The 22766-nt window shown below is 39.8% G+C and carries 19 protein-coding genes; 15 read left to right on the top strand and 4 right to left on the bottom strand.

What is annotated here, in order from left to right:
• Nucleotides 1–19: 19 nt before the first annotated feature.
• The 5 genes from purM to IGL31_RS07470 all read left to right on the top strand — a co-directional run bounded on the left by purM (nt 20) and on the right by IGL31_RS07470 (nt 5505).
• The gene (gene purM, locus IGL31_RS07490) at nt 20–1072 is read left to right on the top strand and encodes a phosphoribosylformylglycinamidine cyclo-ligase (RefSeq protein WP_002306859.1); all 1053 of its coding nucleotides are present in this window, start codon (nt 20–22) and stop codon (nt 1070–1072) included.
• Nucleotides 1069–1647, top strand: coding sequence for a phosphoribosylglycinamide formyltransferase (gene purN / locus IGL31_RS07485; RefSeq protein WP_002288010.1), 579 nt, complete (start codon nt 1069–1071; stop codon nt 1645–1647). The genes purM and purN overlap by 4 nt, the downstream gene beginning before the upstream one ends.
• On the top strand, nt 1644–3179 hold the full coding sequence (gene purH, locus IGL31_RS07480; protein WP_002324691.1) for a bifunctional phosphoribosylaminoimidazolecarboxamide formyltransferase/IMP cyclohydrolase: 1536 nt from the start codon (nt 1644–1646) through the stop codon (nt 3177–3179). The genes purN and purH overlap by 4 nt, the downstream gene beginning before the upstream one ends.
• Before the next feature lie 15 nt (nt 3180–3194).
• A complete protein-coding gene (gene purD / locus IGL31_RS07475; RefSeq protein ID WP_002343270.1) occupies nt 3195–4469 on the top strand; it encodes a phosphoribosylamine--glycine ligase in 1275 nt (424 codons plus the stop codon).
• Nucleotides 4470–4590: 121 nt separating this feature from the next.
• Nucleotides 4591–5505 (top strand): aldo/keto reductase, encoded by a 915-nt coding sequence (locus IGL31_RS07470; RefSeq protein WP_002288005.1) that lies wholly within the window; start codon nt 4591–4593, stop codon nt 5503–5505.
• Nucleotides 5506–5634: 129 nt separating this feature from the next.
• Here the strand turns inward: IGL31_RS07470 and IGL31_RS07465 are convergent, their stop codons facing one another.
• The 3 genes from IGL31_RS07465 to IGL31_RS07455 are packed head-to-tail and all read right to left on the bottom strand — an operon-like array spanning nt 5635 to nt 9677.
• Nucleotides 5635–7203 (bottom strand): response regulator transcription factor, encoded by a 1569-nt coding sequence (locus IGL31_RS07465; RefSeq protein ID WP_002299000.1) that lies wholly within the window; start codon nt 7201–7203, stop codon nt 5635–5637.
• Complete coding sequence (locus tag IGL31_RS07460; RefSeq protein WP_002343271.1) at nt 7196–8647, bottom strand: sensor histidine kinase; 1452 nt, start codon at nt 8645–8647, stop codon at nt 7196–7198. Before IGL31_RS07460 ends, IGL31_RS07465 begins: the two co-directional genes overlap by 8 nt.
• 13 nt (nt 8648–8660) lie before the next feature.
• The gene (locus IGL31_RS07455; RefSeq protein ID WP_002324778.1) at nt 8661–9677 is read right to left on the bottom strand and encodes an ABC transporter substrate-binding protein; all 1017 of its coding nucleotides are present in this window, start codon (nt 9675–9677) and stop codon (nt 8661–8663) included.
• Between the two features lie 219 nt (nt 9678–9896).
• Here IGL31_RS07455 and chvE point away from each other — a divergent pair, with 219 nt between their 5' ends.
• From chvE to IGL31_RS07430, 5 genes are all read left to right on the top strand, one after another.
• Nucleotides 9897–10985 carry a multiple monosaccharide ABC transporter substrate-binding protein gene (chvE, locus tag IGL31_RS07450; RefSeq protein WP_086300117.1) on the top strand — a complete coding sequence of 363 codons (1089 nt, stop codon included), beginning with the start codon at nt 9897–9899 and terminating at the stop codon, nt 10983–10985.
• Between the two features lie 53 nt (nt 10986–11038).
• Nucleotides 11039–12565 (top strand): multiple monosaccharide ABC transporter ATP-binding protein, encoded by a 1527-nt coding sequence (gene mmsA / locus IGL31_RS07445; RefSeq protein ID WP_002287995.1) that lies wholly within the window; start codon nt 11039–11041, stop codon nt 12563–12565.
• 1 nt (nt 12566) lies between these two features.
• Nucleotides 12567–13772 carry a multiple monosaccharide ABC transporter permease gene (gene mmsB / locus IGL31_RS07440; RefSeq protein ID WP_086300116.1) on the top strand — a complete coding sequence of 402 codons (1206 nt, stop codon included), beginning with the start codon at nt 12567–12569 and terminating at the stop codon, nt 13770–13772.
• Nucleotides 13773–14028: 256 nt separating this feature from the next.
• Entirely contained in the window at nt 14029–15006 is a 978-nt protein-coding gene (guaC, locus tag IGL31_RS07435) for a GMP reductase (RefSeq protein ID WP_002287992.1), read from the top strand.
• Between the two features lie 263 nt (nt 15007–15269).
• Nucleotides 15270–16694, top strand: coding sequence for a PLP-dependent aminotransferase family protein (locus IGL31_RS07430; protein WP_002297114.1), 1425 nt, complete (start codon nt 15270–15272; stop codon nt 16692–16694).
• 41 nt (nt 16695–16735) lie between these two features.
• Here IGL31_RS07430 and IGL31_RS07425 read toward each other — a convergent pair whose 3' ends face one another.
• Nucleotides 16736–16993 (bottom strand): hypothetical protein, encoded by a 258-nt coding sequence (locus IGL31_RS07425; RefSeq protein WP_016628355.1) that lies wholly within the window; start codon nt 16991–16993, stop codon nt 16736–16738.
• Between the two features lie 161 nt (nt 16994–17154).
• Between IGL31_RS07425 and pdhA the strand changes: the two genes are divergently transcribed.
• The 5 genes from pdhA to IGL31_RS07400 all read left to right on the top strand — a co-directional run bounded on the left by pdhA (nt 17155) and on the right by IGL31_RS07400 (nt 22763).
• Complete coding sequence (pdhA, locus tag IGL31_RS07420) at nt 17155–18264, top strand: pyruvate dehydrogenase (acetyl-transferring) E1 component subunit alpha (RefSeq protein WP_002289692.1); 1110 nt, start codon at nt 17155–17157, stop codon at nt 18262–18264.
• Between the two features lie 2 nt (nt 18265–18266).
• Nucleotides 18267–19244 carry an alpha-ketoacid dehydrogenase subunit beta gene (locus tag IGL31_RS07415; protein WP_002289688.1) on the top strand — a complete coding sequence of 326 codons (978 nt, stop codon included), beginning with the start codon at nt 18267–18269 and terminating at the stop codon, nt 19242–19244.
• A gap of 24 nt (nt 19245–19268) precedes the next feature.
• Complete coding sequence (locus IGL31_RS07410; RefSeq protein WP_086300115.1) at nt 19269–20912, top strand: dihydrolipoyllysine-residue acetyltransferase; 1644 nt, start codon at nt 19269–19271, stop codon at nt 20910–20912.
• Nucleotides 20913–20919: 7 nt separating this feature from the next.
• Nucleotides 20920–22326 (top strand): dihydrolipoyl dehydrogenase, encoded by a 1407-nt coding sequence (gene lpdA, locus IGL31_RS07405; protein ID WP_002289686.1) that lies wholly within the window; start codon nt 20920–20922, stop codon nt 22324–22326.
• 161 nt (nt 22327–22487) lie between these two features.
• Nucleotides 22488–22763, top strand: coding sequence for a UPF0223 family protein (locus tag IGL31_RS07400; RefSeq protein WP_002292206.1), 276 nt, complete (start codon nt 22488–22490; stop codon nt 22761–22763).
• The last annotated feature ends 3 nt before the right edge of the window (nt 22764–22766 follow it).

The raw sequence follows: 22766 nt of genomic DNA, 5'->3' as shown, positions 1-22766 counted from the left end.
CAGACCAAGAAGGGAGTATATGAATTCAATGGCAAATGCATACGCAAAAGCTGGCGTAGATGTCGAAGCTGGATATGAAGTAGTAGAACGGATCAAGAAGCATGTCAAAAAAACGGAACGTTTAGGTATGATGGGCGCTATAGGAGGATTCGGCGGTTGTTTTGATTTATCGGTCTTTCAATTAAAAGAGCCAGTCCTTGTCTCGGGGACCGATGGTGTGGGGACGAAATTAGCAGTGGCAATCGAAGCAGACAAACACGATACAATCGGGATCGACTGCGTAGCGATGTGTGTCAATGATATCTTAGCACAAGGCGCAGAGCCGTTATATTTCTTAGACTACTTAGCAACGGGGAAAAATGATCCGTTACGTTTGGAAAATGTAGTAAAAGGTGTAGCAGATGGATGTGTTCAAGGAAATATGGCGCTGATTGGCGGAGAAACAGCTGAAATGCCTGGTATGTACTCAGGTAATGATTATGATCTAGCCGGATTTGCTGTAGGGATAGCTGAAAAATCTCAATTATTGACAGGAGAAACGATCAACCCAGGAGATGTGTTGCTTGGAATAGCATCTAGCGGGATCCATTCAAATGGGTACTCTCTTGTTCGCAAAATTTTCTTTGAGCAGCAGCAGTTTTCTTTATCATCAAAACTGCCAGAATTGAAAAAAACACTTGGCGAAGAATTGCTTGAGCCAACGAAAATCTATGTTTCTTCCTTGCTTCCGCTGATCAAAGAAAAGAAAATAAAAGGAGCTGCACATATCACTGGTGGAGGGTTTGTAGAAAATATCCCGCGAATGTTACCAGAATCTATGGCTGCACAAATCAAACTTGGCTCATGGCCGATTCTTCCAATATTCGGCTGTTTACAAAAATATGGTGAAATTCCTGAGATGGAGATGTATGAAATCTTCAATATGGGCATCGGTATGGTCCTGGCAGTCGAAGAATCGAAAGTAAAAGAAATAGTACACGAAATTGAGCAAGCTGGCGAAAAAGTTTATGAAATCGGGAAAGTGATCGCCAAAGAAAAACATCGTGTGGTGTTTACAGGAGAAGAACGATGAGAATCGCTGTTTTTGCTTCTGGAAACGGAAGCAACTTTCAAGCGCTAGCCGATTATCTATCGAAAAAAGGATTGGAATCTTCGATTGACTGGTTGTTTTGTGATCAGCCTGAAGCATATGTTTTGAAACGTGCAACTGCGTTGAGTGTACCGGCAGATTGTTTTTCACCTAAAGAATTTGATTCAAAAAAAGAGTATGAAGAAGCAATTTTGCATAAATTGAAAGAAAAAAAGATCGATTTGATCGTATTAGCTGGATATATGCGAATCATTGGACCGGTATTGCTGAAAAATTATGATAAAAGAATCATCAATATCCATCCGTCTCTTTTACCTGCATTCCCTGGTTTGCATGGCATACGTGATGCCTTTGAAGCTGGAGTAAAAGAAACGGGTGTCACAATTCATTATATCGACCAAGGTGTAGATACTGGACCAATCATCCGGCAGGAAAAAGTGAGAATTGAACAGGAGGACACGTTCGATTCTTTAGAAGAAAAAATCCATAGAGTAGAGCATCGAATCTATCCAGAAGTGATTAGTGAAATTATTGAAAATGGAGGCTATCTGAAATGACAAGAGCATTGATCAGTGTATCAGATAAAACTGGGATTGTAGCATTTGCCCAAGGTTTGATTGAACAAGGAGTAGAAATCATTTCAACAGGAGGAACAAAGCATGCGTTGGATAAAGCTGGGATCAAAACGCTTTCGATCGAAGAAGTGACAGGGTTTCCTGAAATGATGGATGGCCGTGTCAAAACACTTCATCCTAAAATCCATGGTGGTCTTTTAGGAAGACGCGATCTCCCTAGCCATATGGAGGCAATGGAAACGGAAAATATCCAACCAATCGACTTTGTTTGTGTCAATTTATATCCTTTCAAAGAAACGATTATGAAACCAGATGTCGAAATAGCAGAAGCTATTGAAAACATTGATATCGGTGGTCCTAGTATGCTCCGTAGTGCAGCAAAAAACCATGAATTTGTCACCGCTGTTGTTGATCCATCTGACTATGAAGAAGTACTTTCAGAATTACGTCAGTATGGGCATACTTCACTTTCTTTCAGACAAAAACTAGCGGCAAAAGTCTTTCGTCATACTGCGGCATATGATGCACTGATCGCTCAATACTTAACGGATTGGGTGGAAGAAAAAGAACCGGAAAAATTGACACTTACGTATGAACGAAAACAAACGCTTCGTTACGGTGAAAACAGCCATCAAGCCGCTGCCTTTTATCAGTCCGCTCTTCTGGAAAAATATTCGATCGCAGCAGCAAAACAACTCCATGGGAAAGAACTTTCTTATAATAATATCCGAGATGCAGATGCTGCGCTACGGATCATGAAGGAATATGACGAGCCAACGGTAGTCGCCTTGAAACACATGAATCCTTGTGGTATTGGGACAGCATCTACGATTTTAGAAGCGTGGGAAGCAGCGTATGAAGCAGATCCTGTTTCAATCTTTGGTGGGATCATCGTTTTGAATCGAGAAGTAGATCTGCCAACAGCAGAACAGATGCATAAGCTGTTTCTAGAAATCATCATTGCCCCTTCTTATACACAAGAAGCTTTGGAATTACTGCAAAAAAAGAAAAACATCCGATTACTGACAGTAGACTTTGCGCAGGAAGAAAATCAAAATCGAGAAGAAATGGTCTCAGTCTTAGGTGGACTTCTTGTACAAGATCAAGATCTGGCAATAGAAAATGAAGAAGAGTGGAAAGTCGTGACAAAACGTAAGCCGACTCCAGCAGAAGCAAAAGCATTGGCGTTTGCTTGGAAAGCTGTCAAACATGTGAAATCTAATGCGATCGTGCTGGCAAATGAACATCAGACAGTAGGAATTGGAGCCGGACAGATGAATCGAGTCGGTTCAGTAAAAATTGCGATTGAACAAGCGCAAGAGAAAATGGAAGGTGCAGTTTTAGCTAGCGATGCTTATTTTCCAATGGATGATTCGGTTGAATATGCAGCCAAACATGGTATAAAATCAATCATTCAGCCAGGAGGAAGCATCAAAGACCAAGATTCTATTGATATGGCGAATAAATACGATCTAGCAATGGTCTTTACTGATGTTCGGCATTTTAGACATTAGAGAGGAGTCGGATAAATGAACATTTTGGTGATCGGTGCAGGTGGTCGTGAACATGCAATAAGTAAAAAACTTTTAGCCAGTCCGAAGGTGGATACGGTGTATTGTGCGCCAGGAAATCCGGGGATGACAAAAGATGGTATCAATTGTGTCGCTATCAGTGAGCGAGATCATTCAGCGTTAATCCATTTTGTTAAGAAAGAGGCTATTGATTGGAGTATCGTTGGTCCTGAAGTTCCTTTGTTAAATGGGATCGTCGATGATTTTATGGCGGAAGGATTGAAAATCTTCGGTCCGACAAAAGCAGCAGCTCTGATCGAAGGTTCGAAAAGTTTTGCTAAACAATTAATGGATACTTATCAAATCCCGACAGCTAAATCCAGAAGTTTTGAATGTTACGATAAAGCAGCGGCGTATATCAAAGAAAACGGTGCGCCAATCGTAGTGAAAGCAGATGGCTTAGCAGCTGGGAAAGGTGTAGTCGTGGCTACCACAGTGAAGGAAGCGCTGGATGCGGCAGAACAAATGTTGAACCAGCATCGATTTGGGGATAGCAGCAAAAAAATCGTCGTAGAAGAGTTTTTGGCAGGAGAAGAATTCTCCCTTTTGGCGTTTGTCCGTGATACCAAGGTGTATCCGATGGTCATTTCGCAAGATCATAAGCGGGCATTTGATAACGATAAAGGGCCAAATACAGGCGGAATGGGTGCTTATTCACCAGTACCGCAAATTTCAAAAAAGATGATTGAAAAAGCTGTGGAAGAAGTTTTAAAACCAGCGGCTTTGGGAATGAAAGAACTAGGACGCTCTTTCACGGGTGTTTTATATGCGGGTTTGATTGCTACGAAGGAAGGACCAAAAGTGATCGAATTCAATGCGCGTTTCGGTGATCCTGAAACGCAAGTCGTTCTTTCTCGGTTGAAGAGTGACTTTGCGCAAGTAATCGATGATTTATTAGAGAATCGTACAGTAGAGTTAAAGTGGCAGCAAGAAGGATACAATGTAGGCGTTGTGGTTGCAGCTGCCGGTTACCCCGAAGAATATGAGACAGGAATGGTTCTACCAGATTTTCCGGAAGAAGAGCTTTCTGTTTACTATGCTGGAGTTTCCTCAAATAACGGCAAACTAGTTGGAGCAGGAGGACGTCTTTATTTAGTAGAAGCATACGGTGAGACGATCAAAGAAGCACAGGAAAAAATCTACACCGCGTTAATGGATAAAACGACAGATGGAACATTTTATCGTACAGATATTGGAGAAAAAGCTGCCAATAGCGAACTGGTCGTGAAGTAAATCAGCTGCTTCCATTTATAAAAAATACAACAAACATAATCGGAAGCGCCGATTTTAGTGAAGCCTTTTCATAAAGAGTGTGGTACACTTTTGTTGTGTATATAAATAAGGAGGAGTTCAGATGAAAAAAATTCAATTAGGTACTTCTGATCAGAAAGCAGCTGCAGTGATCTTAGGCTGTATGCGTATCAACAATGCGGAAGATCCAGTAAAAGTGATTGAGACAGCTTATGAAAACGGCATTGATTTTTTTGACCATGCAGATATTTATGGAAACGGTGAATGTGAAGAAATCTTTGCAGATGCTCTAGCAAAAACATCAATCAAACGAGAAGATCTTTTTATTCAAACAAAATGTGGAATCGTTCCAGGTGTGATGTTTGATTTTTCTAAAAAACATATCATTGAATCTGTAGAAAAAAGTTTGACCCGTCTGAAAATGGATTATGTGGATGCTTTACTTCTTCATCGTCCAGATACATTGGTAGAACCAGAGGAAGTAGCTGAAGCGTTTGATGAATTGGAACGGTCAGGAAAAGTTCGTTATTTTGGCGTCAGCAATCAAAAACCAATGCAAATCGAATTGCTGAAAAAATATGTTCGTCAACCATTAGTAGCTAATCAGCTGCAATTTGGCTTGAAACATACTGGAATGATCGATCAAGGGATTCATGTCAATATGACAGATGAAGCAAGTATCGATCATGACGGTAGTGTACTTGATTATTCCCGATTGCATGATATGACGATCCAAGCATGGTCACCATACCAGTATGGATTTTTTGAAGGTGTATTTATCGGGAACGAAAAATTCCCTGAATTAAACCAAACATTAGAAGAACTAGCAGCTAAATATCAAACGACACCAACTGGCTTGGCTTCTGCTTGGATTTTGCGCCATCCAGCCAATATGCAAGTGATCGCCGGTACGATGAACGTAGGGCGAATCAAGGAAATCGCTCAAGCTTCAGAAATTAATATGTCTCGGGAAGATTGGTACGAATTGTACCGTGCTGCTGGAAACATTTTACCTTAAAGATTGTCATAAGCAGGTCAAAAGGGCTATAAATTAAAAAGACAGAATAACTTGAAAGCTGTTTTCAGCTTCGAGATATTCTGTCTTTTTTAATTGCAAATGGAAAGAGTATCATTGTACGGATTTCGTTTATTGGTTATTTTTGTTTTTAAGGAAAAGCTGTGTCCGATATTCTTTTGGAGAAATCCCTTGTTTTTTCTTAAATAAATAACTGAAATAGTTAGGGTCATTATAACCAATTTCAAAAGCAATATCTGAAATACGATAGTCTGATTGCTGCAATAATTTTTTTGCTAATTCGATTCTTTGTTCTGTCAGATAATCGATGAATGTTTGGTTAAACGATTGAGAAAAAATCGTACTGAAATGAGAGGGACTTAATGCAACTTGTTGAGCGACCCAAGTTAAGGACATATCTGGATCGGTAAAATTTTCTTTGATAAAATCCAATGCATGGTTCAAAATTGGCTGATATTTGTTCCTTGAAGGCTGTGAGGGCAGAGCAGTTAAGAAAGAAATGAACATATAAACAGTCGAACGGTAAAGCGAATCGTCGGCGCTGATTGCTAAGCGTTGACTGGTGGATGTGCAATGAACCATTTCTTGCGGGATTTTCTTTTCTTTCAGGCAGACATGCTGGAGTAGCTTAGTCAAGACAAATAAACGATATAATCGTGTTCGAGTTGGTGTGCCTTGTGGTTTCGTCAAGTGTTCGATGTACTTAGATACTTCGTTTTTCGATAATGAAGACAAATCAAGTGAGAGGTCAAAGTAAAAGACAGAATCAACTGGAAGTTTCGCTTCTTGAATCAAATCCTCATAGCTGATAATTTGTTCTTTAAGGGAACTGGCGGTTTCAAGTATCATCTGCGTGATCTCAAAAGATGCAGGTAATTCGCTGATTCTTTCTGCGACAGGACCAATGGCGACAGAAAAATTATTTTTTTGTCCCTTTTCTAATTCATGGACCAACGTTTGGGCTACCTGATAACTGGTCTCGATCACATTTTCTTCAAGAGAATCAACTATTAAAAATTTGATGAATCGAGAGGAAACAGCAGAGAAGATCACTTGTTGATTCTCCCTAAATAAAAACTTCAAATAATCACTGAGATGAGCGTAATCTTCAAAGTCTGTACTGACTTGGTTTGCTGCTAATAATACGGTCATTTTTTTCCCTGCTAAAGAGCGATTGAAAGATTCAGCAAGTTTCAATGTTTCACTGATCGTAAGTGAGCCTTTGAACAAACCGTTCAAGAAATGATTTTTTTTCAATTCGAAAACAAGATCAGAAGAAGTGTGCGTTTCTTTTTGCTGCAAATCTAAAGCAGTTACTGCTTTTTCTATTGCTTGTTTCAATTCGTTACTTTTAATCGGTTTAAGCAGATAATCATCTGCCTGTACCTGGATTGCTCCTTTCATATAATCGAAATCGTCGAATCCACTAATAAATATGAGACGAGTCCAAGGAAGTAGTTTCCTTGCTTCTTTTGAAAAAGTCAACCCGTCCATGAAAGGCATTTGGATATCAGTCAGAATGATGTCGGGCTGTAAGTCGATAATTGAAGACAGTGCCATCTCACCATCTCCAGCTTCCCCGACATAAGTGATTGGATAATAAGAACCAAGGACAGTTATTTGTTCCCGCAAGTTATTGCGAATGAGGTATTCGTCTTCGATGATAAAAACTTTATACATGTTTGTTTCCTCCAATTGTTTTGGGAGATAGAGGGATCATCAGTGTGACAGTTGTTCCTTCTCGGTATTTGCTGTCAATCGTGATAGGTTTTTGATCATTTCCGTAATAAAGAAGGAGACGCTTGTTTACGTTGTAAAGTCCGTAGCCGATACTGAAATCTGAATCGATACCTTTGGCTAACTCTTTACGTATTTCTGCCAGTTTTTCTGCAGGGATGCCAATCCCGTTGTCTGTGACTTTGAATTGGATCATCTCATCGATTTTGCATGCGGTAATACGAATAAATCCTTTGTGACGGACGTACTTCGTTCCATGGTATACAGCATTTTCAATCAATGGCTGCAAGATCATTTTTAAAATAGAAACAGGAAAAAGTGTTTCTGGTATATCGATCTTATAGTCAAGCATACGGCCGTATCTTATTTTTAAGATGACTAGATAATCATTGATATGGCTAATTTCTTTTTCAAGAGGAATCCAGTCTTGTCCTTTGCTTAAAGACGTACGAAAAAAGCCGGAAAGTGCATGGGTCATAGTCAGAGCTTCTTCAAAGCAGTCTTGTTCGATCAAAGAAATAATGGCATCCAAACTGTTATAAATAAAATGGGGAGTAATCTGAGCTTGCAATACACGAACTTCACTTTGTGCTAAATGGTATTGTTTCAAAGCGTTCTCCCGTAAAGACTGGTTTAGATCTTCCGCCATTTTATTCATGCTAGCGGTAAGTGTTTGTAATTCCAGTGTTTCCGGCAGGGTTAAACGAAAGCCAAGGTTCCCTGAAGAAAGTTGTTCTGACATCTCGATCAGCTGATTGATCGGTTCTTGGACCTTTCTCTCTAAAAAGCGACGATTCTTTTTCGCATAGAAAAAAATGGTACTAAGAACTCCAAGTTCCACTATTGTTAATAGAATGAGCGAGCGGACAAGTGTCGTATTTTTTTTGCTTGCTAAGTCGATCTCCACACGAACAAAATCTTGTAAGATATCTGACAGCAGTTGAGTGACAGAATCTACCTGATTGATGATCTCTTCATTGGTATCCATAAAATCTTTTGCCAAGATATTATTGATCAGCTCGTTTTGATAATCTTCCAGTGTATCGATCGTACGCAAAGACACATCTAACGTACTGATTTCTTTAAGCGTATTCGTATTACTTTTGATCTGTCGAATATCATTTCTAAGTTCTTCTAGGATATTTTCTTTTTTAAACTCATCCACGCTTACTTGGCCAGAAATCAAGTCCCACATACTTTCCAAAACTCTCTGGTCAACCTTTAAAGCAATTGCATCCGCTTTTTGAATATTTGCGATCGTCTGTTGATAAATCAAAAGCTGTTGTGAGTATAACAGTATGCTAAGTAATAAAGGGATAACAGCAAATAGAAGCATGGCTTTGTTTGCTTGGGCAAAAATCTGTTTAATGCTTAAACTTTTCGTCATGATACTTCTCCAGTCAATAATTTCTGGTTGGAATATTAGTCATATTCTGTTGGGAAAAGACAGTCTCGGAAATAAAAATATCTTTAGGTAATGTTTTTCCTGTTTGAAGATTTCCAAAATAACGAGTAACGGTATTGGCTACATACCAGCCGACATCAGGTTTACACTCGACTACGCAATTGACGATTCCTGACCGCAGCTTCTCGATCATATCTTCTTGTCCATCAATCGTTACAATAATCAAATCTTTTCCAGGTTTAACCGATGTTTCTTTTATCGCAGCTAAAGCACCGTGGGTCATTTCATCACTATGGCTGTATAATACATCGATTTCGGATAAATCATTTGTTTCTAAATATCGTTTCATCTGGTCTTTTCCTTTCATCCGAATAAAATCACCGACAATTCGGTGAACAATAGTCATCGGAGGTTTATGGTCGATGGTTCCATCTTTTTTTAGGGTTGGTTTACGATTGATTGATTCCAAAAATCCTTCGGAGCGTAGCTTGGTCGGTGTGGAGTTCTCTGAACCAGCAAGTTCTAGGATTCTGATTTCCTGTTTCTTTGAATTTGTGAAGTGATTGCTGACAAATAAACCCGCCCGATTTCCTTCTGCTTTGAAACTGGGGCCGATGTGGGTGACGAAAAGCTCGGGATCATTCGTTTGAATATGTCTGTCGACAAGTATGACAGGGATCCCTGCTCGCTTTGCTTCTTTTAATACAGAGTCCCACCCGGATTCTTGCAACGGAGTAAAAATGATCATATCCACTTTATAGGCAATGAACGTCCGTATATCTTGGATTTGCCGTTCCTGATTCATGTAGCCATTTCGGTAGAGAACTTGGTAATCTTCTTTTTCAAGCGCAGTGATAATTGATTCAGTATGCTTTTTCCGCCAGCTACTCTCCGTTCCTGATTGCGAAAAACCAACGACTAGTGGGTCAGGTGCTTCCTTTGTATTAGGTGTACACCCCATCATTTGGTAAGCGATTACAACAAGGGCTAAAAAAAATAAAACACGTTTCACTTTAAATCACTCCATCTGGATTTGTTAGTACTATCTTATCAGATAAAAGGGAAAATCAAAGTCAAAAGGAATCAATCGAAAAAAATCCAAGAAACTTAAAAAAATCCAAGACAAAAAAAGTACACCTAAAAAATTTAAAGTAAATCCCATAAAAAAATCAATGTTAACGCTTTCTTTATTAGCTATACTCGGTGTATCAATTGAAATGGGGGATAAAAAATGAAAAACAAATTTAGAAAGATTGTTGGGAGTATCGCTATTTTGACCGCAAGCATTCTATTAAGTGCGTGTGGCAATTCAGGATCTGCAGATGATAGTACGGGGTATGTAGGAATCGCTATGCCGACCAAATCAGCAGAAAGATGGATCGCTGATGGGAACAACATGGTCTCGGAATTAGAAAAACTAGGTTATAAAACAGATCTTCAATATGGAGAAGATAAAGTAGAAAATCAAGTAGCACAAATCGAAAATATGATTACAAAAGGGGTAGATACACTTGTGATTGCTTCTATCGATGGTTCGGCTTTAACTGATGTGTTAGCTAAAGCAAAAGAAGCAGATATCAAGGTGATCGCCTATGATCGTTTACTGATGAATTCAGAAAATGTCGATTATTACGCGACTTTTGATAATTTTGGAGTAGGTGTATCGCAAGCAGCTTATATTGAAGAGCACTTAGGATTGAAAGAAGGAAAAGGACCATTCACGATTGAATTATTTGGTGGCTCGCCTGACGACAACAATGCACTAATTAATTACAACGGAGTGATGTCTGTTTTACAACCATATATGGACAACGGTCAGTTGGTTGTGCCATCTGGACAGACGAGTTTCAGTCAAATCGCTACGCTTCGCTGGGATGGTTCTACGGCGCAAGCAAGGATGGATAATCTGTTAAGCGCAAATTATACTGACCAAACATTGGATGCTGTTTTGTCGCCATATGATCCAATAAGTTTAGGGATCATTTCGTCATTAAAAGGCGTGGGGTATGGGAGTGAAAGTAAACCTTTACCTGTGATTACTGGACAAGATGCGACAGTTGCTGGCGTTAAATCGATCATTGCCGGGGAACAAACACAAACGATCTTTAAAGACACACGTATCTTAGCAAAAAATACGATTGAAATGATCAAAGCAATCAGTGATGGAGAAGAGGTCTCGGTCAACGATACTGAAACTTATGATAATGGGGTGAAAACTGTCCCTACGTATTTAGCAAATACAGTATCTGTCGATAAAGATAATTATCAAGCAGAGCTGATCGACACAGATTATTATAAAGAATCCGATCTGAAAAATTAAGAGGAACCAAACAAGGAACTAAAGAGATCTAAGTCAGAGAGAGGATAAGAATTATGGCGGATTGTATTTTAAAAATGGCAGATATCACCAAAAAATTTTCTGGAATCCGAGCGTTAGATTGCGTGAATCTGATGATTGAACGTGGGGAAATCCATGCATTGTGCGGAGAAAACGGAGCGGGAAAATCAACATTGATGAATGTCTTGAGCGGCTTGTATCCATATGGCTCCTATGACGGGGAAATCTTTTATGATGGAAAGCTGTGTCAATTCAAAGATTTGAAAGATAGTGAAGAAAAAGGCATCGTCATCATTCATCAAGAATTAGCACTAAGTCCTTATCTTTCAATAAAAGAGAATATTTTTCTCGGAAATGAACAAGCAGAAAGAGGCGTGATTGATTGGGAACTGACAGAAAAGAAAACGTATGAACTGCTGAATAAAGTCGGTTTGTCTATCGACCCGAATCTTCTAGTATCCCAGATTGGCGTAGGGCAACAGCAATTAGTTGAAATAGCTAAAGCATTATCAAAATCCGTCCGTCTGTTGATTTTGGATGAGCCTACCGCTGCATTGAATGAAGAAGAAAGCGCGAATTTGCTGAGATTGATCCGAGAGTTGAAAGAGCAAGGTGTAACCTCCATCATTATTTCACATAAGCTGAATGAAATCGTGGATATCGCAGATCGAATCACCATTTTACGGGATGGACAGACGATTGAGACACTAGAAAATGAAATGATCAGCGAAGAGCATATTATTCGCGGGATGGTGGGCAGAGATTTAGTTGATCGTTATCCTGAAAGAAAACCGGATATTGGAGAAGTTTATTTTAAAGTAGAAGACTGGACGGTCTATCACCCTCTTGATCATGAGCGAATCATAAATGACCACATCAACTTGCATTTGAAAAAAGGAGAGATTGTAGGAATAGCTGGACTGATGGGAGCGGGCAGAACTGAATTCGCTATGAGTCTATTTGGACATTCTTATGGAAGCAAGATATCCGGACGTATATTAAAGGAAGGGGCAGAGATATCAGTTAAGACCGTTCCTTCAGCCATTGCAAACGGACTCGCTTATGTCTCGGAGGACCGAAAATCTTTAGGACTGAATCTGCTGATGGATATTCGGGAAAACGTGACGCTGAGCAGTTTGGATAAAATAAGTCAAAAAGGAGTATTAGATAAAGAAAAAGAAGTAACTGAGGCAGAAAATTTCCGGAAAAAGATGCGTATAAAAACAAACTCCATCCATCAAATTGTCAGTAGTCTTAGTGGTGGGAATCAGCAAAAAGTCGTTTTATCCAAGTGGCTGATGACACAACCCGATATTCTTTTTTTGGATGAGCCAACCCGTGGGATAGATGTTGGGGCAAAATATGAGATCTACACGATTATCGAAGAAATGGCAGCAAATGGCAAAGCTGTCTGTCTTATCTCTTCTGAACTTCCTGAAATATTAGGGATGTGTGATCGAATCTATACGATGAACGAAGGACGTATTACAGGAGAAGTCTCGCGAGAAGATGCAGATCAGGAAGTCTTGATGAAATTAATGACGAAAGAAGAGGTGGGTTAAGTTGGAACAGGCAAAAAATCTTACGGATAAAAAAGAGAAAAAACTAAATTTGAAAAGTAGAGCAGCTGATCTTTTTGGTCGCTACAGCATGGTGATCATTTTAGCGGGACTACTTATTGCGTTTCAATTGATGACGGATGGTATTTTCTGGCGTCCATTGAATATAACTAACCTTGTTCTGCAAAATAGCCATATATTAGTACTAGCTGCAGGGATGTTATTAGTTGTGCTCTTAGGTCATGTGGATTTGTCGGTAGGGTCAGTGATGGCGTTTGTTGGTGCAATTGCGGGCATGATGATGGTCAATCGCCAAATGAACCCGTGGATGACAGTTATCGCATGTCTTGCAGTAGGCGGGCTGATCGGCGCATGGCAAGGTTTTTGGGTAGCTTATGCAGGGATACCGGCGTTTATCGTGACTTTAGCAGGATTGCTGATGTTTCGTGGACTGACACAAGTTGTTCTAGGAGGCCAATCTCTAGCACCTTTTCCAGCTGTTTTCCAAAAAATGTCTACGGGTTATTTACCAGACTTAAGCGAAGGAAGCAGCCTTCACTTCTTGACATTGATTTTAGGAATGATCATCACGATCGTGTTAGTTGTTGGTCAATGGCGAACAAGAAATCGTCGGAAAAATCATTTATTTGAAGTGGAATCTCCAGCAGCTTTCTTGGTAAAGGCGGTATTTACAGCAGTCGTTGTACTAGGAATAACTTATATCTTTGCCTCTTATCAAGGGTATCCGATTATTTTGATCATTCTTGGTTTGATCGTTGCAGCATATGGGTTTTTGACAAATAAAACAGTAGCAGGTCGAGAGATTTATGCGACGGGCGGAAATCGAAAAGCGGCTGAACTATCAGGGATCAAAACAAAGCGAATCACGTTCTGGGTATTCGTCAACATGGGAGTCATGGCAGCTTTAGCTGGATTAGTTTTAGCTGCTCGATTGAATGCGGCAACACCTCAAGCAGGTACATCGATGGAACTGGATGCAATGGCGGCAGTATATTTTGGTGGTGCTTCGACTTCCGGCGGCATTGGAACAATCATGGGTGCGATTGTCGGTGGCTTGGTCATGGGTGTATTGAACAATGGCATGTCGATTTTAGGCGTCGGGGTAGACTGGCAGCAGGCAATCAAAGGATTGATCTTGCTTTTAGCCGTTGTGCTAGACTTGTATAATAAGAAAAAACGAACAACGTAGGTGAACGCCGGTTATTCAGAAAAAAGACTGTGACAAGACATTTGTCACAGTCTTTTTTTCGCTAAAAGCGAACATTCATTGTTTCGTTTGTATAGACTAAAAATAATATATGTTTTTTTACCATTCGTATAAATTCTCTTTTTGCTCTTGATTTTTTTGCTTAATTGAGTTAAATTACATAGGGCGCTAAAAAAAGCCTTGATTAAATTAATAATGTTCGTGTTTTGCTGGATGTGAACATCAGGAGGATAATGTAATGAAAGTATTTGATTACGAAGATATTCAATTAATTCCTAATAAATGTATCGTAAATAGCCGTTCTGAATGTGATACAACGGTCACATTAGGTAAACATACATTCAAAATGCCAGTAGTGCCTGCCAACATGCAGACGATTATTGATGAAACAATCGCAGAATTCTTAGCGGAAAATGGTTATTTCTATATCATGCATCGGTTTGATGAAGCAGCTCGAATTCCGTTTATCAAAAAAATGAAAAAGCGTGGATTGATTACCTCAATCAGTGTTGGCGTCAAGAAAGAGGAATATTCCTTTATAGAGAAGTTGGCAGAAGAATCGCTAAATCCTGATTATATCACTATCGACATCGCACATGGACATGCTAACTCAGTTATTGATATGATTCAGCATATTAAAAAATATTTGCCTGAAACTTTTGTGATTGCCGGTAATGTTGGTACACCGGAAGCCGTCCGTGAATTGGAAAATGCGGGCGCAGATGCAACAAAAGTAGGGATTGGTCCAGGAAAAGTATGTATTACAAAAATCAAGACAGGCTTTGGGACTGGAGGCTGGCAACTGGCAGCTCTTAGATGGTGTGCGAAAGCAGCTCGCAAGCCGATCATCGCTGACGGTGGGATCAGAACACATGGCGATATTGCAAAATCTGTCCGTTTTGGTGCGACAATGGTCATGATTGGTTCATTGTTTGCCGGTCACGAGGAATCTCCTGGCGAAACAAAAGTCGAAAATGGAATCGTGTATAAAGAATACTTTGGTTCTGCTTCAGAATTCCAAAAAGGCGAAAAACGAAATGTTGAAGGAAAGAAAATCTGGATCCAGCATAAAGGATCTTTGAAAGATACACTAGTGGAAATGCAACAAGACCTTCAATCATCTATTTCTTATGCTGGAGGAAGAGATCTGGAAGCCATTCGAAAAGTTGACTATGTCATCGTGAAAAATTCGATTTTTAATGGAGACACAATCTAAAAAATAAATAAAATATTAGGATGTTGTGAAAAAGTTGTCCTGCATTAAGTAATAAGAACAGCCAAACAAAAATAGTTCTTTATATGTTTTGTTTGGCTGGAATTATTATCGCAGATACAAGCTTTTGAACATCATTATTCAGAATAAGGGACTGTGATAAGATTTTTGTCACAGTCCCTTATGTTTTGCAAAAAAAGTTTTTCTTTTTTCTCGTAAATTCGGTAAAATCAAAAGAAAAAATAGACAATAGAAAAGAGAAGCTTATGTGGGAAAAAGTAGAGAAAAAACAAGGACCGATTTATCGTCAAATTATGGAACAGATTATGAGAGAAATCGAAAACGGAAGGATCAATCCTGGAAGTCAACTTGAATCAGAACGAAAACTAGGGCAACTTTTTGGTGTGAATCGTTCCACCGTTGTCCATGCATTGGAAGAGCTTAGGGAGCTTGGGGTACTAACGAGCAAACGTGGCAGCGGATGGTTTGTTAATCAGACTGAATGGGGGAAATTCGCTGTTCCAAGAATCGATTGGCGGCAAATGATCTCTCCTCGTTATGAGCAGACGGACTGGTATGAGCAAAAAATAAGAGAAGCAAAGCAGATCCAAAAAACATCGTTTCTTGATTTATACGCTAGCGAGATGCCAGATGAGCTTTTGCCGAATTTTGAGTTTCCTTCTTATTCTCTTGAAGAAATCTTAGCGGAAGAAAAAGAAATGGATCTTTTAGGCTATACTCCGTTACGTAACAAAATCAAACGGTATTTGGAAAGTAAATTTGAATTGGCATTTTCCCCCAACCAGCTTCTTGTGACTGGTGGCGGTCAGCAAGCAATCTTTTTGATTTTACAAACGATTCTTTCAGCTGGAGAGGGGATAGCTGTAGAGTCACCTTCTTTTTTTTACCGATTACCTCTTTTCAAAGCTTCAGGAACGCGTTTATTTGGGATACCGATGGATGAAGAAGGGATCGACTTAGAAAAACTGAAAGAATCGATCCATAAAAATAAATTGAAAGCAGTGCTTATCAACCCGAATTTTCAAAACCCTACAGGAAAAGTGATGAGTCAAAAACGACGAGAAAAGCTAGTAGAATTGTGTCGACAGTATCGGCTTCCAATTATTGAAGACGATGTATTTACGGATCTTTCATTTCTAAACCAAGAAGAAGTCCTTCCTATACGAACGATTGATCCGGATAATGTGTTATACGTCGGTTCGTTATCTAGGGTTTTAGGAAAAACAACGAAAATCGGTTGGGTGATAGGACCTGAGACTTTTATCTCGCAACTAGCTCAAGCGCAAGAAATGATGGAGTTTTCGATGAATATCCTTACACAAATCACAGTGGCTAATGTATTTAATGAAGCAATTGATTTGAAAATGCAAGATGTAAGAAAAAAGTTGAAAGAAAAAAGCCGACTGATAAGCGCTTGGGGAGATTCACAATCGTTTTTCAAGCTTCATTCAATTTTAGGTGGCTACTATGCCTGGATTACTTGGGATGGGAAAAAACTAGACCCCGAACTAGCAGAAAAAGTAGTAGATATGGGTCTTGGAATTGCACCAAGTCTACTTTTTGGGCAAGATATAAATGGAATCAGAATCAATTACAGTAGGCTGGATGAAAACCAAATACCGTTGTTTTATTCAAAGATGAAAATTCTAGAAAAGTGGTTAACAGAATAATTTCACAAAGTAAATAGATTAAAGAATATAACAGCTTGGATTTAAATTTCAAGCTGTTTCTTTTTTTTCGGAAAAAGAATACGATATAAAGAAACTAAGAAAAAACCATTATTTGTACGTCCGTTCACGATGTGTAAATAAAATAAATATTTGCAACAAAACTGTATAACACCAACGTTTCTAAATAGAAACAGATGGTTGTAAGTTTGATTAGAAAATAGAAAAAATGCAGATGAAATATAAAACGCTTTCCTTATTGTGATTTTATTCACTAATGCTGTTAATATGCGGATTGGCATAATTTCCTTTCATCGTGAAAATTTGTGCTTTTAGCTTGTATTTCTCATAAATCCATGATAATTTATTAATGAAGACGGTTAAATAGTGATACAGTTTTATTCACTGTTTCAATCGCAGAATGAAGAGATTTTCTTATAGATGAGAGAGGAATGTGTGACAAATGGCAAACAAAAAAGCACCGATCGACTTCCAAGCACTGCTAGATGAAGTCAATGCAGATTTCCCAGTATATCAAGCACTTGATCAAGATGGAAACGTAGTTAACAAAGATTTAGTACCTGATTTATCCGATGATGAACTCGTTGAATTAATGACTCATATGGTATGGTCTCGTGTATTAGACCAACGTTCAACAGCGCTGAACCGCCAAGGACGCCTAGGCTTTTTTGCACCAACTGCTGGACAAGAGGCAAGTCAGCTGGCTAGTGCTTACGCATTTGATAAAGAAGATGTTCTTCTTCCAGGTTATCGGGATGTACCTCAACTAGTAAAACATGGTTTACCTTTATCTCAAGCTTTTTTATGGTCTAGAGGACATGCTGCAGGTAATTCTTATCCGGAAGAATTGAAAGCTCTACCACCACAAATCATCATCGGTGCACAATATGTACAAGCAGCCGGTGTTGCATTAGGTTTGAAGAAACGAAACAAGAAAAATGTCGTCTTCACTTATACTGGTGATGGCGGTTCATCACAAGGTGATTTTTACGAAGCAATCAATTTCGCTGGCGCTTACCATGCAAATGCCGTATTTTATATCCAAAACAACGGGTATGCGATCTCTACACCTCGTGAAAAACAAACTGCAGCAAAAACACTTGCACAAAAAGCTGTCGCAGCTGGGATTCCTGGTATTCAAGTCGATGGAATGGATCCGCTTGCAGTATATACTGTATCTAAAATGGCACGGGAATGGGCGATCAGTGGAAATGGACCAGTCCTAATCGAAACACTGACTTATCGTTATGGACCACATACACTATCTGGTGACGATCCAACCCGCTACCGTACAAAAGACACAGATGACGATTGGCAGAAAAAAGATCCATTGATCCGCTTCCGTAAATATTTGACGGAAAAAGGACTTTGGTCTGAAGAAAAAGAAGAACAAGTCATCGAAGCAACTAAAGAAGAAATCAAAGCAGCTATTGCTGAAGCCGACAAAGTACCAAAACAAAAGGTTTCAGATTTCTTGAAAAACATGTTCGAAGTATCTCCACAATCAATCAAAGAACAAATTGCAATTTATGAAGCGAAGGAGTCGAAATAATCATGGCACAAAAAACAATGATCCAAGCAATCACAGATGCCTTAGCACTTGAACTAGAAAATGACGAGAATGTCGTTGTTTTTGGTGAAGATGTTGGGAAAAACGGAGGAGTTTTCCGGGCAACTGAAGGATTGCAGGAAAAGTTCGGAGAAGACCGAGTATTCGATACTCCTTTAGCTGAATCTGGAATCGCAGGATTGAGTTTCGGTCTTGCGTTAGAAGGATTTCGTCCAGTTCCTGAAATCCAATTCTTTGGTTTTATTTTCGAAGCAATGGACGAAGTAGTAGCTCAAATGGCTCGTACAAGATATCGAATGAGCGGCACTAGAAATCTACCCATCACAATTCGTTCGCCATTTGGTGGCGGTGTTCATACACCAGAATTGCATTCGGATAACTTAGAAGGTTTGATCGCTCAGTCTCCTGGTATTCGAGTAGTGATTCCTTCCAACCCTTATGATGCAAAAGGACTATTGATTTCTTCTATTAGAAGTAACGATCCGGTTGTTTTCCTAGAACACATGAAACTATATCGCTCATTCCGAGAAGAAGTGCCGGATGAAGCTTACGAAGTTCCTTTGGATAAAGCAGCAGTTACTCGTGAGGGAACAGATGTATCTATTATCACATACGGAGCAATGGTGCGTGAAGCAATCAAAGCAGCAGACAATCTTGCAAAAGAAAATATCTCTGTTGAAATCATTGATCTTCGTACTGTTGCGCCATTAGATGTAGAAACGATCATTCAATCCGTGGAAAAAACTGGTCGCGTAGTTGTTGTCCAAGAAGCACAACGACAAGCGGGCGTTGCCGCGCAAGTAGTTTCTGAGATCTCAGAACGCGCTATCCTTTCATTAGAAGCCCCAATCGGACGAGTTTCTGCACCTGATACAGTCTTCCCATTTGGACAAGCAGAAAATGTCTGGTTGCCAAATGCAAAAGATATCGAAGACAAAGTAAAAGAAATCGCGGAATTTTAAGAAAAGAAGGGACGAAACAAAGTCATGGCTTATCAATTTAAATTGCCGGATATCGGTGAAGGAATCGCAGAAGGTGAAATCGTCAAATGGTTCGTCAAACCAGGAGATACGATCAATGAAGATGATACATTACTAGAAGTTCAAAATGACAAATCAGTAGAAGAAATCCCGTCACCTGTTACAGGAACGGTTAAAAATGTGATTGTTCCAGAAGGTACCGTAGCAAATGTTGGGGATGTATTAGTAGAAATCGATGCACCAGGACACGAAGACAATGAAGGGGACAGTGGTGTAGCCGCAGAATCCCAAACTCCAGCTAAACCGGCTGCTGAACCCACTGCTGATACAGAATCAGCTGGATCGTCAAGCGAAGGAGTCTTCCAATTTAAGTTACCGGATATCGGTGAAGGAATCGCAGAAGGTGAAATCGTCAAATGGTTCGTCAAACCAGGAGATACGATCAATGAAGATGATACATTACTAGAAGTTCAAAATGACAAATCAGTAGAAGAAATTCCGTCACCTGTCACAGGGACAGTTAAAAACGTGATTGTTCCAGAAGGCACTGTAGCAAATGTTGGGGATGTATTAGTAGAAATCGATGCTCCTGGACACAATAGTGCACCGTCAACTAGTGCGCCATCAGCTGAAGCACCAAAAGAAAAAGTGGAAACATCAGGTTCAGCAAGTGTCGTTGAAGCTGCCGATCCAAATAAACGTGTATTGGCTATGCCATCTGTTCGTCAATTTGCCCGCGAAAAAGATGTAGATATCTCACAAGTAACTGCAACTGGAAAGGGTGGCAGAGTAACAAAAGAGGACATCGAAAACTTCTTGGCAGGAGCTCCAAGCAGCGCACCAGCGAAATCAGAAGCGCCAGAAGCGGCAACTCCGAAAGAAGCAGCTCCTGCAGCAGAAAGCAAACCCGCTGAACCAGCAAAACCATTCAAGTCCAACTTAGGAGATTTGGAAGAGCGTGTGGCAATGACACCAACACGTAAAGCTATTGCTAAAGCAATGGTCAATAGTAAGCATACAGCTCCACACGTGACATTGCATGATGAAGTAGAAGTGTCTAAACTATGGGATAATCGGAAACGATTCAAAGAAGTAGCTGCTGCAAATGGTACGAAACTTACTTTCTTGCCATATGTCGTGAAAGCTTTAACAGCGACTGTTAAGAAATACCCAGTATTAAATGCATCTATTGACGATGCAAACCAAGAAATCGTTTATAAACATTACTACAATATCGGTATTGCAACAGATACGGATCACGGGTTATATGTACCAAATGTAAAAGATGCAGACCGCAAAGGAATGTTTGCTATTGCAGACGAAATCAATGAGAAAGCAAAATTAGCTCATGACGGCAAACTATCTGCAGAAGATATGCGCAATGGAACAATTACGATCAGCAATATCGGATCTGTAGGTGGCGGTTGGTTTACACCAGTCATCAACTATCCAGAAGTAGCTATTTTAGGTGTAGGAACGATTGCGCAACAACCAATCGTAAACGCTGAAGGCGAAATCGTTGTCGGTCGTGTGATGAAACTATCACTAAGTTTTGATCACCGTATCGTAGATGGAGCAACTGCGCAACAAGCAATGAACAATATCAAACGTCTTTTAGCTGATCCAGAGCTATTAATGATGGAAGGATGATAAACAAATGGTAGTTGGAGATTTTGCTGTAGAATTAGATACAGTTGTAATCGGTGCGGGACCTGGCGGCTATGTAGCTGCCATCCGTGCTGCTGAAATGGGACAAAAAGTAGCAATCATTGAAAGAGAGTATATTGGCGGTGTTTGTTTGAACGTCGGCTGTATTCCTTCAAAAGCATTGATAGCTGCGGGACACCATTATCAAGAGTCACTAGATTCCGAAATGTTTGGAGTAACTAGCGAAAATGTCAAACTAGATTTTGCGAAAACACAAGAATGGAAAGAAAACAAAGTTGTCCATACGTTGACTTCTGGTGTTGGTTTTCTATTAAAAAAACATAAGGTTGAAACAATCGAAGGCGAAGCGTTCTTCGTAGATGATCACACACTACGCGTCATTCATCCAGATTCAGCTCAAACTTATTCGTTCAATAACGCAATCATCGCAACAGGTTCCCGTCCAATCGAGATTCCAGGATTTAAATTCGGCGGACGTGTGTTAGATTCTACTGGCGGATTAGCATTGAAAGAAGTACCTAAGAAATTTGTGATCATCGGTGGCGGTGTGATTGGTGCCGAATTGGGCGGAGCGTACGCAAACTTAGGAGCAGAAGTGACGATTCTTGAAGGCTCACCACAAATTTTACCAACTTACGAAAAAGATCTCGTAAAATTAGTAGAAGATGATTTCAAGAAAAAAGGTGTAACAGTCGTAACGAATGCGATGGCAAAAGAAGCAGTCGATAACGGTGACAGTGTGACAGTGAAATATGCAGTGGACGGGAAAGAAGAATCTGTTACTGCTGACTATGTGATGGTCACTGTAGGACGTCGTCCAAATACGGATGATATGGGCTTAGAACAAGCGGGTGTCGAAGTAGGAGAACGTGGATTGATCACAGTAGATAAACAAGGACGTACGAACGTACCTAATATCTATGCCATTGGTGATATCGTTCCAGGGGCGGCATTAGCGCATAAAGCTAGTTACGAAGCAAAAATCGCTGCTGAAGCAATCTCTGGCAAAAAAGTAGCTGTAGATTATAAAGCAATGCCAGCAGTTGCCTTTACTGATCCGGAATTGGCTTCTGTAGGTATGACAATCAAAGAAGCAAAAGACGCAGGTATCGAAGCGAAAGCATATAAATTTCCATTCTCAGGGAACGGTCGAGCATTATCGCTAGGTAAAACGGAAGGATTCATCCGTTTAGTCACGACGATCGAAGATAACGTGCTTATTGGCGCGCAAATCGGTGGAGTCGGCGCAAGTGATATGGTCTCTGAATTAGCTTTAGCAATCGAATCAGGAATGAATGCTGAAGATATCGCCTTGACGATTCATCCTCATCCATCTCTTGGCGAAATCGTCATGGATGCTTCGGAATTAGCATTAGGTTTACCAATCCATATTTGATTTGAATAATACAGGCGAAACGCAACTGAAAAATCAGTTGCGTTTTGTTTTTTAGAATTATCAATAATATTATTATGTAAACTTAAAAATATGACAACTTCTTGGTTTATTACCACTTCCTATGCTACACTGAAGAGGAATATGAAATAGGAGAGTTGAAGATGCAAGAATATCAGTATCCACTTGATTTAGATTGGACAACAGACGAAATGGTCATTGTAATGAAGATGTGGGAAGATCTGGAACGTGCGAATGAAAAAGGGATAAACAATGAAGCTTTTTTGAAGACTTATCAGCAGTTTAAAACTGTTGTCAAATCCATTGGTGAGGAAAAACGATTGGGACGGGAATTTGAAAAAGCTTCCGGTTATTCTTTATATCGTACAGTGCAGCAAGCAAAAAAAAATCCAAACAAAACTTTGAGAATGAACGGGTGAGAT

This window comes from Enterococcus sp. MSG3290, assembly GCF_050555565.1.
Lineage (GTDB): Bacteria > Bacillota > Bacilli > Lactobacillales > Enterococcaceae > Enterococcus_B > Enterococcus_B faecium.
Note: the sequence above shows the minus strand (reverse complement) of the source record. Positions and strands in the feature narration are given on the sequence as shown.

What these genes read in the sequence shown, in the direction of transcription:
- purM (WP_002306859.1), top strand. Translation starts at nt 20, where the DNA reads ATGAATTCAATGGCAAATGCATACGCAAAAGCTGGCGTAGATGTCGAA.
- purN (WP_002288010.1), top strand. Translation starts at nt 1,069, where the DNA reads ATGAGAATCGCTGTTTTTGCTTCTGGAAACGGAAGCAACTTTCAAGCG.
- purH (WP_002324691.1), top strand. Translation starts at nt 1,644, where the DNA reads ATGACAAGAGCATTGATCAGTGTATCAGATAAAACTGGGATTGTAGCA.
- purD (WP_002343270.1), top strand. Translation starts at nt 3,195, where the DNA reads ATGAACATTTTGGTGATCGGTGCAGGTGGTCGTGAACATGCAATAAGT.
- IGL31_RS07470 (WP_002288005.1), top strand. Translation starts at nt 4,591, where the DNA reads ATGAAAAAAATTCAATTAGGTACTTCTGATCAGAAAGCAGCTGCAGTG.
- IGL31_RS07465 (WP_002299000.1), bottom strand. Translation starts at nt 7,203, where the DNA reads ATGTATAAAGTTTTTATCATCGAAGACGAATACCTCATTCGCAATAAC.
- IGL31_RS07460 (WP_002343271.1), bottom strand. Translation starts at nt 8,647, where the DNA reads ATGACGAAAAGTTTAAGCATTAAACAGATTTTTGCCCAAGCAAACAAA.
- chvE (WP_086300117.1), top strand. Translation starts at nt 9,897, where the DNA reads ATGAAAAACAAATTTAGAAAGATTGTTGGGAGTATCGCTATTTTGACC.
- mmsA (WP_002287995.1), top strand. Translation starts at nt 11,039, where the DNA reads ATGGCGGATTGTATTTTAAAAATGGCAGATATCACCAAAAAATTTTCT.
- guaC (WP_002287992.1), top strand. Translation starts at nt 14,029, where the DNA reads ATGAAAGTATTTGATTACGAAGATATTCAATTAATTCCTAATAAATGT.
- IGL31_RS07430 (WP_002297114.1), top strand. Translation starts at nt 15,270, where the DNA reads ATGTGGGAAAAAGTAGAGAAAAAACAAGGACCGATTTATCGTCAAATT.
- IGL31_RS07425 (WP_016628355.1), bottom strand. Translation starts at nt 16,993, where the DNA reads ATGCCAATCCGCATATTAACAGCATTAGTGAATAAAATCACAATAAGG.
- pdhA (WP_002289692.1), top strand. Translation starts at nt 17,155, where the DNA reads ATGGCAAACAAAAAAGCACCGATCGACTTCCAAGCACTGCTAGATGAA.
- IGL31_RS07415 (WP_002289688.1), top strand. Translation starts at nt 18,267, where the DNA reads ATGGCACAAAAAACAATGATCCAAGCAATCACAGATGCCTTAGCACTT.
- IGL31_RS07410 (WP_086300115.1), top strand. Translation starts at nt 19,269, where the DNA reads ATGGCTTATCAATTTAAATTGCCGGATATCGGTGAAGGAATCGCAGAA.
- lpdA (WP_002289686.1), top strand. Translation starts at nt 20,920, where the DNA reads ATGGTAGTTGGAGATTTTGCTGTAGAATTAGATACAGTTGTAATCGGT.
- IGL31_RS07400 (WP_002292206.1), top strand. Translation starts at nt 22,488, where the DNA reads ATGCAAGAATATCAGTATCCACTTGATTTAGATTGGACAACAGACGAA.